3 protein-coding genes are annotated in these 1,699 nt (G+C 69.9%); 1 reads left to right on the top strand and 2 read right to left on the bottom strand.

Annotation, left to right across the window (positions count from 1 at the left end):
* The coding region (locus AC1DZ6_RS24725) for a (2Fe-2S)-binding protein (protein WP_477099744.1) at positions 1–312 on the bottom strand (312 nt) is incomplete at its 3' end.
* A gap of 145 nt (positions 313–457) precedes the next feature.
* Here AC1DZ6_RS24725 and AC1DZ6_RS24720 point away from each other — a divergent pair.
* Positions 458–1,336 (top strand): precorrin-2 dehydrogenase/sirohydrochlorin ferrochelatase family protein, encoded by an 879-nt coding sequence (locus AC1DZ6_RS24720; protein WP_477099743.1) that lies wholly within the window; start codon positions 458–460, stop codon positions 1,334–1,336.
* Between the two features lie 7 nt (positions 1,337–1,343).
* Here the strand turns inward: AC1DZ6_RS24720 and AC1DZ6_RS24715 are convergent.
* Positions 1,344–1,699: MFS transporter (locus AC1DZ6_RS24715; protein WP_477099742.1), on the bottom strand; the 356-nt coding region annotated here is incomplete at its 5' end.

Genomic DNA, 1,699 nt, shown 5'->3' with positions numbered 1-1,699 from the left:
CATGATCTGGCCCGACTGGCAGTAGCCGCACTGCGGAACATCGTGCCGGACCCAGGCCTGCTGCAGCGGGTGCATCCCGCCCAGGCTCTCGATGGTGGCGATCTTGGCGCCCTCCAGGGCCGCGATCGGCGTCACGCAGGCGCGCACCGGGTCGCCGTTGACGTGAACCGTGCAGGCCCCGCACTGGGCCAGGCCGCAACCGAACTTCGTGCCCGTCAGCCCCAGTTCGTCGCGCAGCACCCACAACAGAGGCGTCTGCGGGTCGGCCTTGACGACGACCGCCTTGCCATTGATGTCCAGGGTCGACGTCATAGGCTTTCGCCTCCCAACGAAAGGCGGGCTCCGACAACCCGCTTGACCGAATCTAACACTGCTCAGACTGAAACCCGCCAGTGAAATCTTGGTTCAGGCAGGCTAGCCTGGGCATGACGTTCGTTGCTGTGTCAGGACCCGCGCCTTGGATTCCTTCCCCGCCTACTTCCCCCTGGCCGGCCGCAAGGTCGTGATCGCCGGCAGCGGCGAAGCCGCCGACAACAAGGCGCGGTTGTTCGACGGATCACCGGCGACGCTGGTTCGGGTCGACGGCCACGCCGCCTTCCTGCCGGGAACCTACGCCGGCGCGATCCTGGCCTTCGTGGCCGGCGACGACGAGGTCTTCCTGCAGGGCGCGGCCAGCGCGGCCCGCGCGGCGCGGGTGCTGGTCAATGTCGTCGACAAGCCGGYGATGAGCGATTTCAACACCCCGGCGGTGATCGACCGCGGCGAGGTGGTGGCGGCTGTCGGCACCGGCGGCGCCTCGCCGACCCTGGCCACCAAGCTGCGCAACGACATCGAGGCCCAGGTGCCCGAGGGCTCGGGCCGGGTGGCCGCCTTGCTGCGCAAGTTCCAGGACGAGGTGCGCGGCGCCCTGCCCGCGATGCACGAGCGACGAGCCTTCCTGCGCGACGCCGTCGGCGGCGAGGCCGCTCAGGCCGCCATGGCGGGCGACATGGACAAGGCCGGACAGCTGTTCCGCCAGGCCCTCGCCAAGGGCGTGGGCCGCGAGGGCAAGGTGCGGTTCATCGCCGGCAAGGGTCCCTCCGACCTGCTGACGCTCCGCGCGCTTCGGGCCCTCGGGGCCGCCGACGTGCTGATCTCCGACGAGGGCGTGGATCCCGAGGTGGCGACCATGGCCCGTCGCGACGTCCAGCGGCTGGACCCCGCCGAGACCAGCGGCGAAAAGCTGATCGAACTGGCCCGCGAGGGAAAGCAGATCGTCCGGCTTATCGCGGCGCCGGTCGATCCGGCGGTCGTTCAGGCCCTCGCCGCCGCTTCCGTGGCGGTCGAGGTGCTCTGAAACACGACTAGTCCAGCGTCCGGTCCTTGGTCTCGGGCAGCAGGAACAGGGTCGTCAGCACGCTGATCAGGGTGAAGAACACCGGGTACCAGAGCCCGGCGTAGATGTTGCCCACCGCCGCCACGATGGCGAAGGCGCTGAACGGCACGAAGCCGCCGATCCAGCCCGTGCCGATGTGGTAGGGCAGCGACAGGGCGGTGTAGCGCACCCGGGTCGGGAACAGCTCGACCAGGCAGGCGGCCAGCGGTCCGAACAGGGCGGTGGCGGCGATCACGAAGACCAGCAGCACGCCGAGCATGCCCCACCAGTTCATTCGCGCCGGATCGGCCTTGGTCGGATAGCCGGCCTGGGCCAGGGCGGCCT

It is taken from the genome of Caulobacter sp. P1_B12_2, from assembly GCF_056406675.1.
The sequence above is the reverse complement of the archived record's forward strand: the minus strand, read 5'-3'. Positions and strand labels throughout refer to the sequence as shown.